Source organism: Oleiharenicola lentus, from assembly GCF_004118375.1.
Taxonomy (GTDB): Bacteria; Verrucomicrobiota; Verrucomicrobiia; order Opitutales; family Opitutaceae; genus Lacunisphaera; species Lacunisphaera lenta.
The window spans coordinates 576,868-590,640 of record NZ_SDHX01000002.1 but is presented as its reverse complement, the minus strand read 5'-3'; the positions used below and the strand labels follow the sequence as shown (position 1 = coordinate 590,640).

At 65.8% G+C, this 13,773-nt stretch carries 12 protein-coding genes; all 12 read right to left on the bottom strand.

The genetic code is table 11. The features are described from left to right. Positions 1 to 72: 72 nt before the first annotated feature. Positions 73 to 2,277: a polyribonucleotide nucleotidyltransferase gene (gene pnp, locus ESB00_RS16320; protein WP_129048853.1), complete on the bottom strand. Its 2,205-nt coding sequence runs from the start codon at positions 2,275 to 2,277 to the stop codon at positions 73 to 75. Between the two features lie 225 nt (positions 2,278 to 2,502). Further along, positions 2,503 to 2,766 carry a 30S ribosomal protein S15 gene (gene rpsO, locus ESB00_RS16315; RefSeq protein ID WP_129048852.1) on the bottom strand — a complete coding sequence of 88 codons (264 nt, stop codon included), beginning with the start codon at positions 2,764 to 2,766 and terminating at the stop codon, positions 2,503 to 2,505. A 182-nt stretch (positions 2,767 to 2,948) separates the two neighbouring features. Next, on the bottom strand, positions 2,949 to 3,284 hold the full coding sequence (locus ESB00_RS16310) for a DUF805 domain-containing protein (protein WP_129048851.1): 336 nt from the start codon (positions 3,282 to 3,284) through the stop codon (positions 2,949 to 2,951). A 20-nt stretch (positions 3,285 to 3,304) separates the two neighbouring features. Continuing rightward, a complete protein-coding gene (locus ESB00_RS16305; RefSeq protein WP_246026507.1) occupies positions 3,305 to 3,688 on the bottom strand; it encodes a DciA family protein in 384 nt (127 codons plus the stop codon). A 97-nt stretch (positions 3,689 to 3,785) separates the two neighbouring features. Continuing rightward, positions 3,786 to 5,534, bottom strand: coding sequence for an ABC transporter ATP-binding protein (locus ESB00_RS16300; protein WP_129048849.1), 1,749 nt, complete (start codon positions 5,532 to 5,534; stop codon positions 3,786 to 3,788). An 80-nt stretch (positions 5,535 to 5,614) separates the two neighbouring features. Beyond that, a complete protein-coding gene (locus tag ESB00_RS16295; protein ID WP_129048848.1) occupies positions 5,615 to 6,499 on the bottom strand; it encodes an ABC transporter permease in 885 nt (294 codons plus the stop codon). Next, on the bottom strand, positions 6,496 to 7,413 hold the full coding sequence (locus ESB00_RS16290; RefSeq protein ID WP_129048847.1) for an ABC transporter permease: 918 nt from the start codon (positions 7,411 to 7,413) through the stop codon (positions 6,496 to 6,498). Before ESB00_RS16290 ends, ESB00_RS16295 begins: the two co-directional genes overlap by 4 nt. Before the next feature lie 188 nt (positions 7,414 to 7,601). Next, entirely contained in the window at positions 7,602 to 9,215 is a 1,614-nt protein-coding gene (locus tag ESB00_RS16285; RefSeq protein WP_129048846.1) for a peptide ABC transporter substrate-binding protein, read from the bottom strand. 58 nt (positions 9,216 to 9,273) lie between these two features. Next, on the bottom strand, positions 9,274 to 10,737 hold the full coding sequence (locus tag ESB00_RS16280; protein WP_164976260.1) for a peptide ABC transporter substrate-binding protein: 1,464 nt from the start codon (positions 10,735 to 10,737) through the stop codon (positions 9,274 to 9,276). Between the two features lie 37 nt (positions 10,738 to 10,774). Beyond that, entirely contained in the window at positions 10,775 to 12,337 is a 1,563-nt protein-coding gene (locus ESB00_RS16275) for a peptide ABC transporter substrate-binding protein (protein ID WP_246026506.1), read from the bottom strand. 170 nt (positions 12,338 to 12,507) lie between these two features. Next, entirely contained in the window at positions 12,508 to 12,987 is a 480-nt protein-coding gene (gene ispF / locus ESB00_RS16270; RefSeq protein WP_129048843.1) for a 2-C-methyl-D-erythritol 2,4-cyclodiphosphate synthase, read from the bottom strand. Between the two features lie 48 nt (positions 12,988 to 13,035). After that, a complete protein-coding gene (gene ispD / locus ESB00_RS16265) occupies positions 13,036 to 13,740 on the bottom strand; it encodes a 2-C-methyl-D-erythritol 4-phosphate cytidylyltransferase (RefSeq protein ID WP_129048842.1) in 705 nt (234 codons plus the stop codon). Positions 13,741 to 13,773: the final 33 nt, after the last annotated feature.

The window sequence follows — 13,773 nt, the reverse complement described above, 5'->3', positions numbered from 1 at the left end:
AAAGAAAAAGCCGCGTCCGGAGACGCGGCTTGAAGAGGGGAGAGATGTGCGTTGGGGCGCAACGCGCTCCACTTATTGGGCGGCGGGGGCCTCGGGGGCGGGGGCGGCCGGGGCGGCTTCACCGCCGGCGGCCTGCTTCTGCTCCTCGAGTTCCTTCATCGCGGCCTTGCGGCTGAGGCGGACCTTGCCGGAACGCTCGTCGATGCCGACGCACTTCACCGTGATGGAGTCGCCGACCTTGACGACGTCCTCGGTGCGGCGCACGCGGAAGTCCGCGAGCTCCGAGATGTGCACGAGGCCTTCCTTGCCCGGGAGGCACTCGACGAAGGCGCCGAACTCCTTGGTGCCGGTGACGCGGCCGGTGTAGATCTTGCCGATCTCGATCTGGGAACCGCCGCCGCAGAGGGCGTCGATTTCCTGCACGGCGCGGTTCATGGCGTCGGCGTTGTTCGAGTAGATGAAGACCTTGCCGGAGTCGTCCTCGGCGATGTCGATCTGTGCGCCGGTCGTCTCGGTGATGCGGCGGATGGTCTTGCCGCCGGGCCCGATGAGCAGGCCGATCTTCTCGGGATCGATCTGGATCGTCTGGATGCGCGGGGCATATTTGCTGAGGTCCTTGCGGGGGGCCGGCAGGGAGCCGAGCATGACCTTGAGGATCTCGATGCGGGCCTCGCGGCACTGCATGATGGCGGCCTTGGCGATCTCGAAGGGCAGGCCGTTGATCTTGAGGTCCAGCTGGAAGCCGGTGATGCCCTTGGTGGTGCCGGCGACCTTGAAGTCCATGTCGCCGAAGTGATCCTCTTCACCGAGGATGTCGGTGATCGTGACCCACTTCTTGATCGAGCCGTCGGCGTTGGCCTCGGTCATGAGACCGCAGCTGATGCCGGCGACGGGGGCGATGATCGGCACGCCGGCGTCCATGAGGGCGAGGCAGCCGCCGCAGATCGAGGCCATCGAGGTCGAGCCGTTGGAGGCCATGATCTCGGAGACGACGCGGATCGAGTAGGGGAAGACATCCTCGGGCGGGAGCACGGGGACGAGGGAGCGCTCGGCGAGCGCGCCGTGGCCGATTTCGCGGCGGCCCGGGCCGGTGAAGCGGCCGGTCTCGCCCACGGAGAACGGGGGGAAGTTGTAGTGGAGGATGAACGACTTGGAGGTCGCGCCGCCGGTGAGGCCGTCCATCTCCTGGGCTTCCTTGGTCGGTCCGAGGGTGGTGATGGCGATGTTCTGGGTGTCGCCGCGCTGGAAGGTGGCGGAGCCGTGCACGCGGGGGAGGACGCCGACGCTCGCGTTCAGCGGGCGAAGGGCCTTCTCGCCGCGGCCGTCGGCGCGCACGCCCTTGGCGAGGACGTTCTGGCGGTAGGCCTTGTATTGGAGGTCCTCGAACACGACGTTCAGGTCCACGTCGGTGAACTTGTCGGCGCCCAGCTCGGCAACGAGGGCGGCCTTGGCCTCCTCCTTGAGCTTCTTGACGTTGGCGGAGCGGACGGCCTTTTCGTGGCCGAAGATGGCGGTGACGATGCGCTCGGTCGGGACGACGCGCTCGATGATGGCGCGGGCCTCGGGGGTGGCGCCGACGAGGGCGAACGTGGCCTTCGGCTTGCCGGCGAGCTTCACGAGCTCCTTGATCGCGGCGATGATCGGCTGGATGGACTGGTGGCCGAACTCGAGCGCCTTGATGAACTCCTCTTCGGGGAGCTGGTCGGCGGAACCCTCGATCATGAGCATGTCCTTCTCGTTGCCGACGTAGATCAGGTCGAGCGACGAGGACTGCATCTGGTCGAGGTTCGGGTTGGCGACGAAGGCGCCGTCGATGAGGCCGACGCGGACGGCGGCGATCGGCCCGTTCCACGGGATATCGGAGATCGCGAGGGCGGCGCTGGCGCCGTTGACCATCGGGATGTCGGAGTCGTTCAGCTGGTCGGCCGACATGAGCTGGCCGATGATCTGCACCTCATTGAGGAAGCCCTCGGGGAAGAGCGGGCGGCAGGGGCGGTCGCAGAGGCGGGAGGTCAGGATTTCCTTCTCGGAGGGACGGCCCTCGCGCTTGAAGTAGCCACCCGGGAAACGGCCGGCCGCGGCATACTTGTCGCGGTAATCGACGGTGAGCGGGAAGAAGTCCTGGCCGGGGCGCATGGTCTGCGCGACGCAGGCGGTGACGAAGACGTTGGTCTCGCCGACATTGACGTTGACCGCGCCGTTGGCGAGGGAGGCGTAGGTGCCGGTGGAGAACGTGATGCCCAGACCGGGCACCGTAACATTGTGTTTCTGATTCATGATCGGATTTCTCTAACAGGGGTGCGCGACGGCCGGCCGGATTGCCGGTGCCGGAGCGCGGGGTTCGGATGATGCCGTTTCGGTTCCCCTCTGAATCAGCTCCCGGGAAATTTCGGATTGCGGTCCCGGCGGCGCCGGGGCGGCAAGCGGAAATGTCCCGTGGTTCTGCTTCTGGAGGATGAACAAAAGGCGGCCCGTCGGTGGGCCGCCTTTCGTGAAAACGGGTTACTTGCGCAGGTTGAGCTTCTGCAGCAGGTCGTTGTATTTGGCGAGGTCCTCGCTCTTGACGTAATCAAGGAGCTTGCGACGGCGGCTCGCCATTTGGAGAAGGCCGCGGCGGCTGTGGAAGTCCTTGCGATGCGTGCGCAGGTGCTCGGTCAGGTGATTGATCCGGGCGGTGAGCAGCGCGATCTGGACGTCGCTGGAGCCGGTGTCCTTCTCGTGGGTTTTATACTGGGCGATGACTTCGGATTTAACGGGTTGTGACATGGTTTATGTGGTTGATGACGCGGTCTTTGGCGGGGCTTTCGCCCCGTGTCGCCCGCTTGTGGAGGGCCGGCGACACCGTTAGTGTCCGGTTGCCCGGACTGACCGTGGTCGAACCCCGCGACCAGCGGGATTCAACTAACGTAAGCCGTAACTAACCAAGCCGGCCCCATGCCGCGCAAGCGTTAATTTGCAGGGGACCGCTGAGACAGGGTGTCCCCGTTTTGCTTGGGCGGCATGACGAAGAGAAGGATTTGCATGATGCCGCTCACCAGCGGCACCAAGCACAACAAGGCCATCCAAGGCGACCAACCGATGTTGCGGGCGCGCGCCATGTCCAGCATGCCGATTTTTAAAATCATCCATACACCAAGAAGCAGAACGAGACTGAGTTCGACGGCGCTTTTGCTGGCAACTCGACCTTCAAAAGGAAGAAGCAATGCGGCAATCAGGCCGACAGCTGAGAGAAGGCACAACCAACGAAGAAAGTAGGGAAGTCGGGCGAGCGTTTTGGGGAGCATGGGGCGAAGATAGATGGATCTCAATTGGATCGCAGCGCCAGCCCCTTGATCCCATCGCAGCCGGGGAGCTTGCGCAGCTTTTCGAGGATCATGCTGCGGTGGTGGAATAGTTCGTTGCGCACCACGGCGTGGGAGACGAGCACGACGAGAAGGTTGCGCTCGACGATGAGCGGATGGGAGTAGGTGGCATTGGCGACACCGACGAGCTCGGGCCATTTCTCGCGGATGCTGTGCTCGAGCGAGTCGTGGCTGATGCGGTATTTGACGAGCAGCTCGTCGATCAGCGGGCCGAGCTCCTGGGTCTTGCGGCGCTTGGAGCGGCCTTCGTCCACGGGCAGCCCGCGGAAGCCGGCGATGAGGTTCTCCACCTCTCTTGAAAACTCCTTGGGTTCGTCGGGGGGCACGACGCGAAGTAACAAGTAACAAGTAACAAGTGGCAAGACGTGTGTCCGCTTGTCCGCCCCTTGTTACTTGATCCTTGGCCCTTGAAACTTAGCGGCGCTACGGCGCCGCCGCCTGCCGATCGTAGAGCGACTTGTAGAGAGCGTTGCCGGCGTAGAGCGAGGCGTGGTCGCCCTGGGCGGCAAGCGACCCCTTGTCGAACACGAGGATCTGCGAGGCGTCGCGGATCGTGCTGAAGCGGTGGGCGATGATCAGCACGGTTTTGCCGACCACGAGCTTGCGCAGCGCATCCTGCACGGCGGCCTCGCTGTCGGAGTCGAGCGCGCTGGTGGCCTCGTCGAGAATCAAGATTGGGGCGTTGCGCAGGAAGGCGCGAGCGATGGCGATGCGCTGTTTTTGTCCGCCCGAGAGGCGGTTGCCGCGTTCGCCCACGACCGTGTCGTAGCCGAGTCCGCCCTCGAGTTTCTGGATGAACTCGTCGGCGTGGGCGTCGCGGGCGGCGGCCAAGACCTCCTCGCGCGTGGCGTCGGAGCGGCCGAGCAGGAGGTTCTGGTAGATCGTGTCGTTGAAGAGCACGGGTTCCTGCGAGACGAGGGCGATGTTGCGGCGCAGGTCGGCGAGCTTCATCTGGCGCACGTCGAGACCATCGATCGTCACGCGGCCGGCTCCGACTTCGTAGAAGCGCGGCACGAGGTTGGCGAAGGTGCTCTTGCCCGCGCCGCTGGGGCCGACCAGCGCGCAGACGGTGCCGGCGGAGATCGTGGCGGAGATGGCGCGCAGGGCGGGCGTGTCGCCGTAGGCGAAGGTGACGTTTTCGAAGGCGATCTCACCGCGCAGGCGGCCGACGGCGACCGGTTGCGCCGGATCCTGGATGCTCACGGGTTCGTTGAAGACCGCTTCGAGCCGCTCGAGGGCGCCGAGGCCGCGCTTGGTTTCGTTGTTCAACGCGCCGAGGCGCTTCACCGGGTCGTAGGCGGCGTAGAGCGCGGTGACGAGGGCGACGAAGTCGGCCTGCTCGAGCCGGATGCGGTAGGCGTAGAGCAGGGTGCCCGCGATGCCGACGGCCGAGATGATCTCGATGAGCGGGGCGAGCGCCTTCTCGTATTTCACGAACTTCATCTGCGCCGTGATCAGCGCGCGGGTGACCAGGCTGAAGCGCTCCGTTTCGCGCTCCTCCAGGCTGAAGGCGCGGATCTCGCGGGCGGCGGCGAGGTTTTCGTTGAAGCGGCTGGTGACGGCGCCGAGTTCCTTCTGGATGCCACCGGAGCGGCGGGCAAGTTTCTTGCCGATGTGGCGGACGGGCAGCACGGTCAGCGGCACAGCGGCGAGGCAGACCAGCACGAGCGTCAGGCCCTCGATGTCGTAGGCGAGGTAGATGATGCCGCCCACGCTGCCGATGAGGGTGGCCGGGCTCTTGATGATCTCATTCGCGACGGTGGTCAGCGCGACCTGCAGCTGGTTGGTATCGGCCAAGCCGCGGGAAATCAGGTCGCCGGAGGAATGGCGGCCGAAGAAGGACAGCGGGAGGATCTGGAGCTTGCGGAAGTAGTCGCGGCGGATGGATTCCAAGACCCGGGTGCCGGCGAGCTGGATGAGGTAGGCGTTCAGGTAGCCGGCGACACCGCGGATGGTGAAGATCAGCGGCAGCCAGATCACGATGCCGGCGAGTTCCCAGGTGGTCAGGGCCGCGGCATCCTCGCCGAAAATCACCGGGAAGACGAACTTCACCATCAGCGGCAGCCCGGCGCCGGTGGCCAAGCCGGCAATCACACCGCAGAGGATGGCGACCGCCAGGACGGAACGGTGCTCTCGCAGGTAGTGAAAATAGGGGCGGAAACGGCGGAGCATTGCTTGGGCGGAGAATCCAGAATCCGGAATTCAGAAGCCAGAAGGAAATACTGGGAAACCCGGCCGCGCCGGTGGTTCCGTCAGTCCTTGGCCGCCCTCACATCCAGTGCATCTCGCAACCCGTCGCCGAGGAAATTGAGGGAGAAGAGAGTGAGCGAAAACAGGGCGCCGGGGAACACCAGCAGCCACCAGTATTCTTCCATCTTTTCGGCGCCGTCCTTGATGAGCGTGCCCCACGAACTCATCGGCGGCTGCACGCCGAGGCCGAGGAAGCTGAGGAAGGCCTCGAGCAGCATGACGGCCGGGATCGTGAGCGTGGCATAGACGATGATCGGGCCGAGGGCGTTGGGCAGGAGGTGGCGGAAGATGATGCGGCGGTTGCCGAAGCCCAGGGAGCGGGCGGCCTCGATGAACTCCATTTTCTTCAGCGACATGATCTGGCCGCGGACGATGCGCGCCATCGTCAGCCATTCGACCGCGCCGATGGCCACGAAGAGCAGCACGATGTTCCGGCCGAAAAAGACCATCAGCAGGATGACGAAGATGGTGAAGGGCAGGGCGTAGATGATGTCCACGATGCGCATCATCACGGCGTCGGTGCGGCCGCCGACCCAGCCGGCGACGGCGCCGTAGATGACGCCGATCGTCAGGGCCACGAAGGTGGCGCAGAGGCCGACGCCGAGCGAGATGCGCCCGCCGTAAAGGATGCGAACCAGCAGATCGCGGCCGAGCTGGTCGGTGCCGAGCCAGTGTTTCGCGCCGGGCGCGGCGAAGGTGTTGTCGAGGTCCTGCTCCGCGTAGTCGTAGGGACTTATCCAGGGGCCGATGAGGCAGGCCAGCGCGAGCACGATGAGCATGATGCCGCCGGTGACGGCCAGGCGGTTGCGGCGCAGGCGGAGCCAGGCGTCGTGCCAGGGCGAAGAGCCGTGTTCGGCGGCGGGGGGATTGGCGGCCGGGGTGCTCATTCGAACTTCAGGCGGGGGTTGAGCCAGACCTGGAGGACGTCCACGATCAGGTTGCAGATCACGATCAGGCTCGCGTAGAGGATGACGGTGCCGAGCACGAGGGTGTAGTCGCGGTTGAAGGCGCTGTTCACGAACTCCCGGCCGAGGCCGGGAATCTGGAAGATGGTTTCGATCACGAACGAGCCCGTGAGGATGCCCGCGATGCCGGGCCCGAGAAAGGCGACCACCGGCAGCAGACCGCCGCGCAAGGCATGGCGGAAAATGATGCGCGCCTCCGAGGCGCCCTTGGCGCGCGCGGTGCGGATGAAGTCCTGGTTGAGCACCTCGAGCATGCCGCCGCGGGTCAGGCGCATGATGTAGGCGGCATAGACAAACCCCAGCACCGTGGCGGGCAGCACCCGGTCCGCCGGGCCATACCAGCCCGAGGCGTTGAACCAGCCGAGGTGGATGGCGAAGAACAGCACGAGCAGCGGGCCGAGCACGAAGGTCGGCACGCAGATGCCCGCCATGCCCACCATGCCGCAGCTGTAGTCGAGCCAGGTGTTGCGACGCACGGCGGCGAGCACGCCCAAGGGGAGGCCGATCAGGAGCGCGACGCCGAGGGCCAGACCGCCGAGTTCGAGCGACACGGGCAGCTTGTCGCCGATGATCTCGTTGACCGTGCGGTTGGAATACTTGAACGAGGGTCCGAGGTCACCGCGCAACACCTTGCCGAGGTAGTCGAGGTATTGCTGCCACAGCGGCTTATCCATGCCGTAATGCGCCTCGAGGTTTCGCATGATCTCGGGCGGGACGGCCTTCTCGGCGGTGAAAGGACCGCCCGGCACGAAGCGCACCATGAAGAAGGTCGCCGTGACGATCACGAACAGGACCGGGAGGGTCTGGAGGAGGCGACGGAAAACAAAGCGGATCATGAGTGCGGGAAGCGGGGCTCAGGAGACAGGGGACGGAAGGTGGAAGCCAGAAGGAAAAGCGCAGACGCTCATTCGGTCATTCGGAACGAAGAGAAGAATCCAGAGGGAAAGACGCTGGCGATCATGATGCCGGATCCTTCGTTGCACTCAGGATGACAGGCGAGGGGAGGTAATTTTAATCAGCGAACCTATTCCTTGAAGCGGACGAATTTCCAGTTCTGGTTGTCCATTGGATTGGCGGGCCAATAGACCTTGGGCGAGAGGGCGAATATCTTGCGGTAGAAATAAACCGGCATGACGGGGAGGTCCTGAACGATGATTTCCTCCATCTGCTGGTAGAGCTCCATGCGTGCGGTTTCGTCGGGGGCGGTGCCGGTGTCGCGCAGCAGCTGGTCGTAGCGCGCGTTGGACCAGCCGGTGCGGTTGTTGCCGCCGCCGGTGATGAAGGTGTCGTAGAAGGAGTTCGGGTCGTAGTAGTCGCCGATCCAGCCGCCCCGGGCCATGTCGTAGTCGAGCACGTCCATGCTGCGGATATAGACCTTCCACTCCTGGTTCAGCAGGCCGACCTCGATGCCGAGGTTCTGGCGCCACATTTCCTGCAGGGCCTCGCAGACGCGGCGGTGGTTCTCGTGGGTGTTGTAGAGCAGTTCGATCCGCGGGAAGCCGCGGCCTTCCGGATAACCGGCCTCGGCGAGCAGGCGTCGGGCTTCCGCGACGTCGCCGGTCAGCCGGGCGCGAGCGGTGAACTTGGTGGAGGGCGGGGTGAGACCATAGGCGGCCACCATGCCACCGCGCACGACGTTCTTCACGAGGCTCTCGCGGTCAATGGCGAGGGAAAGCGCGCGCCGCACGCGCACGTCGTTAAGGGGCTTGCGGGTGACGTTGAAGCGGAAGAAATACGAGCCGTAGTAGGGGTCGGAGCGGTAGGATTCCGGAAAGTCGCGCTGATACACGTCGATCTTGGCGGCGGGCAGCTCGTAGGTTTTGTGCAGCTGGCCGGTGCGGAACATGCGCTCCTCCGTCTCCAGGTTTTCGGTCGGAAAGAAATGGATCTCGTCGAGCTTGACGGTGGCGCGGTCCCAGTAGGTGGGCGAGCGGGTGGCGACGATCTTCTGGTTGGGGCGCCAGCTCTTCAGGACGAAGGGACCGTTGCCCACGATGTTCTCCTCGCGGGTCCAGGCGGTGCCGCGCTTGGCGAGGCCGCCGTGCTTCCCGACCGTGGGGATGTGCACGGGGAACCACGCGTAGTGCTTCATGGCCTCAAGCAGGTAGGGGACGCGGTGTTTGAGTCGGACCTCGAGGGTGCGCTCGTCGATGGCGCGGAAACCGACCCGGCTGAAATCCTTCAGTGTGCCCTTCTGGAAATCCTCGGCGCCGACGACGGCGTAGAACTTGTAGGCGTATTCGGCGGCGATTTCCGGGGTGAGGATGCGCTGGTAGGAGCGCACGAAGTCCGTGGCGGTGACCGGATCACCATTGGACCACTTCGCGTTGGCGCGCAGGTGGAACGTGTAGGTCAGCCCGTCCGGCGAAATGTCCCAGCGCTCGGCGACGCCGCCCACGGTGTCGGTCTCCTCGTTGCCGTAGGAGACCAGGCCTTCGAAGAAGGCGTTGATCAGCTTGTTCTCCGGGACGCCCGTCACGGTCTGCGGGTCGAGGTCCTGCGGCTCGGCGCCGTTGCCGTAGAGGAGGATCCTGGGGGCCGGACCTTCGCCGGGATTGGCGGCCGGTTCCTTGCGTCCGCAGGCACTGGTGGCCAGCAGAGCAAGGAGGGCCGTCGGCCAAAGAAGAAGTTTTAGCATGCGCCGACAGAAAGCACGGTCTGCGCCAGCGCAAGTGCGGCCCGCAGACCGGGCCGGCTCATTTTTCCCCGAAGCGGACGTTCTGGTAGAAACGCGTCCAAAGGGCGTCCTCACGCCAGCCGCGGACCCCGGGGCGCAGGAGGTAATTGCGGTTGTTGTAGTAGAGGGGGATCAGGGGAAGTTCATCCAGCAGGACCTGCTCGGCCCCGGTGAGATCGCCGGTAGAGACCAGCCGGTCGTAGGACGGGTTGCGCCATTGCGGGTAGTTGCCCGGGTCGCCGGAGACGAGACGCTGCAGCACGTCGAGCGGGCTGTCGTAGTCGGGAATGGCGGTGGCGTAGCCGAGGGCGTAGTCGCCCTTGGCGAGGCTCACGAGGTGCGTGTGGGCCTCGCGCTGAATGATCGACACCGTGATCCCAAGCTCGGTGCGCCAGCGCTGCTGGATGGCCTCGAGCACGAGGTTACCGGCGCCCCAGGTGGTGAGTTCGAGGGCGGGAAACCCCTTGCCGCCGGGGAACCCTGCCTCGGCGAGGAGTCGCCGGGCCTCGGTGGCATCCTCGGTGAGTTGCGCGGCCGGTTGGTAGCCACCCAGTCCCGGCGAAGCAAAGGCGTAGGCGGGCCGCTGCCCGCCCTTCATCACCTTCTCCACCAGCACCCGGCGGTCGAGGGCGAGGCTCAGGGCGCGGCGGACCCGCACATCGTTGAGCGGCGGCCGGGTGACGTTGAGGGCGATGTAGCGGGTCTCATGGAGCGGGACGGTGTGCATCAGCGTCGGGCTGCTCTGCCGGTAACTCTCCAGCTTGGCGAAGGGGACGGTCATGCTGACATCGATCTGGCCGGCGCGGAAGGCGCGTTCCTCGGTATCGCTGCTGTCGAAGGCAAGGAATTGCATGGCCTCCAGCTTGACGGCGTCGGCGTTCCAGTAGGCGGGGTTTCTGATCACGGTGATCCGCTGGTTGGGCAGCCACTCGGCGAGGGTGAACGGTCCGTTGCCCACGAAGTGCCCGGGGCGGGTCCACTGTGCACCGTGGCGGGTCACCGTCGGCGCATGCACCGGCAGCCATGGGCCGCTGGCGGCCAGGGCGAGGAAGCCGTCATCGGGCCGGCGGAGCCGCACGATGAACGTGTGCGCGTCGAGCGAACCGGTCGCCTCCACATTCTGGAAGAGCGCAGTCTTTGGCGAGAGGGAGCCCGGCGTGTGGGCGCGCGCCACGGTGAAGGCGAAGTCCCGCGACGTGACCGGGTCGCCATTGGACCACTTCGCGTTGGCGCGCAGGTGGAAGGTCCAGGTCAGGCCGTCGGCGGAGGATTCCCAGCGCTCGGCCACGCCGGGCAGGGGTGTGCCGCCGTCGGGATTGGGCGTCACGAGGCCTTCGCTGACCGCGCGCAGGATGAAGAATTCGTCGGGCAGCGTGGCGAGCTGCGGGTCGAGGGTCGCGGGCTCGTTGCGCTGGGCGATGCGCAGGACGGACTCGGTGGGCGTCGGCAGTTCACGCTTCGAACAACCTCCGCAAAGGCCCAACAGGGTCCCTATGGCGTAGAGGGCCCATTTGCTTCGACTACTGCTCCAGCCACACATGCTTGTAAGGGTGCCGGTCGAGGGGCAGCGGGTGCCAGCCGCGCACGGCGGGATGCACGAGCCGGACGGTCGTGAAATGGTAGATCGGAATGATGGGCAGTTCCTCCAGCAACAAGGTTTCGGCCTGGGCGAGCAGCTCATGGCGTGCCGCCGGTTCGGCGGTGCGATCAGCGGCGTGGAGCAGGGCGTCGTAGCGGAGGTTGTTCCACCCGGTGTGGTTGTTGCTCGAGCCGCCGCGGAAGACATCGAGGAAGGACTTCGGGTCGGCGAAATCCGCCACCCACTCCGAGCGGAGCACGGAATAGTCGAGGGCGCGGCGTTTCGCGAAGAGGGAGGATTGCTCCATGTTGTTGACCTCGACCGTCACGCCGAGCCGCCGCCACATCTGTTGCACGGCCTCGGCGATCACGCGGTGATTGCCGGAGCTGTTGATCATGATCTCCAGCGGAGGCAGGCCGCGGCCTTCGGGAAAACCCGCTTCCGCGAGCAGGCGCTTTGCCTCGGCGGTGTCTTCACGCAGGGACGCGGGCGGGGTGTAGCCATCCAAGCCGTGCGGGGTGAAGCTCGCGGCGGGACGCTGGCCGCCACGGGTGATCTTGTCGGTGATGGCCGCCCGATCGAGCGCGAGACTGAGGGCGCGGCGCACGAGGGCGTTGTCGAGGCCCGGACGCGTGGTGTTGAGCCGATAGAAGTAGGTGTCGAGAAAAGGGCTGATGCGCAGCGCCGGTGATTTTTCCTTCCGGTAGCTGTCCACCTTGGCAACCGGCAGGGCCTCGGTGAGGTGCAGCTGGCCGGCGCGGAAGGCGCGTTCCTCGGCGTCCACATCGGCGGCGGGGTGAAAGTGGATGGCGCGGAGACGCACGGTGGCGGCGTCCCAATAGGTCGGGGATTTCTCGACGATGATCACCTCGCTGCGGCGGTTGACCTTGAGCACGAAGGGACCGTTGCCCACGAGGTTGGCGGGCTCGGTCCAGCGGGTGTCGCGCGCGGTGCTGCCGCCGTGTTGTTCGAGGGTCCGCAGAGGGACAGGATACCAAACCGGGAGGCAGAGCAGAGAAGGGAGGTAGGGTGCGGGATGGGCGAGCGTGAGGCGGAGGGTGCGGTCGTCGAGGGCGAGGGCGCCCACTTGGGCGAAGTCGGTCACCCCGCCCTGATACCAGGACTCGGCGTTCGCGAGGACGAAGAGCATCGCGGCGTTGTCGGCGCCGAGTGATTTGTTGAGCACGCGTTGGATGGAAGCCACGAAATCGTGGGCGGTGACGGGCTCGCCGTTGGACCATTTGGCGTTGGCGCGGAGGTGAAAGGTCCAGGTCAGGCCGTCGGCGGAGATTTCCCAGCGCTCGGCGACTGCGGGCACGGGTGCGCCGGTTTCGGGGTGTTCGCCGACGAGCCCTTCGAAGAGCGTGGAGGCGACGTTGATCTCGGGCAGCCCGGTGATCAGGTGTGGGTCGAGGCCCGAGAGGTCGGCGGCGAGGCCGCGGTGGAGCACCTGTTCGCGAAGGCCGCGCTCGACGGCAGTCTCACGCTTCGAGCAGGATGCCAAAAAGGGCCACAAAAAACACGAAAGGCACAAAATCCCGTAGCGGGTCATTTTGAGCGAAGCGAGGAATCGAGAATGATAAACGCTAGCGGTCATGCGGCTGGATCCTTCGCTGCGCTCAGGATGACGGGATGGGAGTTCACCTTGAATCGAATCGCGGCGTCGCGCCGTCCCTAAGCTTTTCGGATCAGCGCGACGGCGTGGGCGGCGATGGCGAGCCCGCGGCCAATGTCGTCGCTGCCCTCGTTGGTCGTGGCTTTCAGGCCGACGGCATCCACGGGCAGGCCGGTGGAGCGGGCGAGGGCGGCCTTCATTTCGGCGAGGCGGGGGGCGATCTTGGGTTTCTCGGCGATGAGCGTGGCGTCCACGTTGACCGGGGACCAACCGCGCTCGTGCAACGCGGCGACCACGCGCTGAAGCAGGACCTGGGAGTCGGCATTCTTCCACTGCGGGTCGGTGTTCGGAAAAAAGTGGCCGATGTCGGGCAGGCCGGCGGCGCCGAGCAGGGCGTCGCAGATGGCGTGGGTGAGCGCGTCGGCGTCGGAGTGGCCGTCGAGGCCGAAAGGGGCGTCAAACTGCACGCCGCCGAGGACGAGGGGCCGGCCCGCGATGGTGCGGTGGATGTCGTAGCCGTGGCCGATGCGAAAATTCATGGGAGGAAGGTCACCCCGAAACCCACAAAACACACGAGAAAATCGGACTCAATGCGCGGCGAACGGCGGGCGTGAGCCGGTGTTCTGCGTGAGCAGGAACTCCAGATAGGCGAGGTCGGCGGGGGTGGTGAGCTTGGGATTCGGGTGCGGGTTCTCCAGCAGGGCGACCGGGTGCTTGAGCCGTTCCACGGCGGAGGCGTCGTCGGTGATGGAGAGTTTGCGAGCGGCGACCTTGGCGTAGGCCTTGCAGATGAGTTCGCGGGCGAAGACCTGGGGGGTTTCCATGGCCCAGAGGTGCTTGCGGTCGAGGGTGCGTAGGCGGCCTTCGCCGCGGTGGTCCTTGATGGTGTCGGTCACGCGGTGGGCGAGGACGACGGCGTGCTCGCGGCGGACGATCTTGTAGAGGCCGACCAGCTGCTCGGCGCGCACCAGCGGGCGGGCGCAGTCGTGAATGAAGACATGGCTGATGTCGTCGGGCAGCTCGGCGAGCGCGGCGGCGACCGAATCCTGCCGTTCCGCTCCGCCGCGCACGAAGATGGCGGGCGTGGGCGCGTAGGCGGAGAGGCCGACCATCTGGGCCTGGTCGCGGTAGGTGACCACGAAGAAATCCACGACGCCGCTGCGCACGAAGGTGGCGGCAGAATGGGCGAAGACCGGCTTGCCGCCAAGAGGGGCGAGAACCTTGTCCTCCACCGCGCCATTCATGCGGCGGCTGCTTCCGGCGGCGAGGAGGATGGCGGCGGTGCGGGACATGGGAGTGCGGGGTCCGGGGTTTAGGATCTGGGT

What these genes read in the sequence shown, in the direction of transcription:
- pnp (WP_129048853.1), bottom strand. Translation starts at nt 2,277, where the DNA reads ATGAATCAGAAACACAATGTTACGGTGCCCGGTCTGGGCATCACGTTC.
- rpsO (WP_129048852.1), bottom strand. Translation starts at nt 2,766, where the DNA reads ATGTCACAACCCGTTAAATCCGAAGTCATCGCCCAGTATAAAACCCAC.
- ESB00_RS16310 (WP_129048851.1), bottom strand. Translation starts at nt 3,284, where the DNA reads ATGCTCCCCAAAACGCTCGCCCGACTTCCCTACTTTCTTCGTTGGTTG.
- ESB00_RS16300 (WP_129048849.1), bottom strand. Translation starts at nt 5,534, where the DNA reads ATGCTCCGCCGTTTCCGCCCCTATTTTCACTACCTGCGAGAGCACCGT.
- ESB00_RS16295 (WP_129048848.1), bottom strand. Translation starts at nt 6,499, where the DNA reads ATGAGCACCCCGGCCGCCAATCCCCCCGCCGCCGAACACGGCTCTTCG.
- ESB00_RS16290 (WP_129048847.1), bottom strand. Translation starts at nt 7,413, where the DNA reads ATGATCCGCTTTGTTTTCCGTCGCCTCCTCCAGACCCTCCCGGTCCTG.
- ESB00_RS16285 (WP_129048846.1), bottom strand. Translation starts at nt 9,215, where the DNA reads ATGCTAAAACTTCTTCTTTGGCCGACGGCCCTCCTTGCTCTGCTGGCC.
- ispF (WP_129048843.1), bottom strand. Translation starts at nt 12,987, where the DNA reads ATGAATTTTCGCATCGGCCACGGCTACGACATCCACCGCACCATCGCG.
- ispD (WP_129048842.1), bottom strand. Translation starts at nt 13,740, where the DNA reads ATGTCCCGCACCGCCGCCATCCTCCTCGCCGCCGGAAGCAGCCGCCGC.